Genomic DNA, 495 nt, shown 5'->3' with positions numbered 1-495 from the left:
TTTTCTAGCTCGAAATGACTATGAGCGTTAACCAACCAACTAGAATACAATATCGCAGCAGGTGCCGATCTGGACTGTACAACTCGGGAAGAAACTTCTACTGCATTGATATAGTCTAGTTCGCGATAATATTCATTTGCTAGGTCGTTCAACAATCCTGCCGTCTGATTAGCCATAGGAAAATGCGCAGCAAAACGCTCAATCGCTTCTCTGCGAAGTAGCTTATCAGATGGCCCGAGATCTTGGGTATTGCCGCTATTTGAAACTTTGATGTCGTCATATGTCAGAACTGAAGCATAGCCAGCTTGAACTGCCTTTGGATGGCTAACATTTTCATAAGCTGCACGTTCGTATAGAGAAATTGCACGACGATAATCACCAATTTTATATGCAGCCTCAGCTGCAAGGTAAAGGTTCTCACCGCTATAGCGATCTTGACCTCGCGTGAGAACCAGCTCTTCGTAATAGTCTGCAGCCTGCTTACCAAATACATAA

General features: G+C 43.8%; 1 protein-coding gene. It reads right to left on the bottom strand.

From position 1 onward, the window contains the following. On the bottom strand, window positions 1–495 hold a 495-nt coding region (locus tag A3729_RS32890), incomplete at both ends, for a tol-pal system YbgF family protein (RefSeq protein ID WP_197475797.1).

The organism is Oleiphilus sp. HI0043 (assembly GCF_001634935.1).
This window is presented reverse-complemented; position numbering and strand designations above follow the sequence as displayed.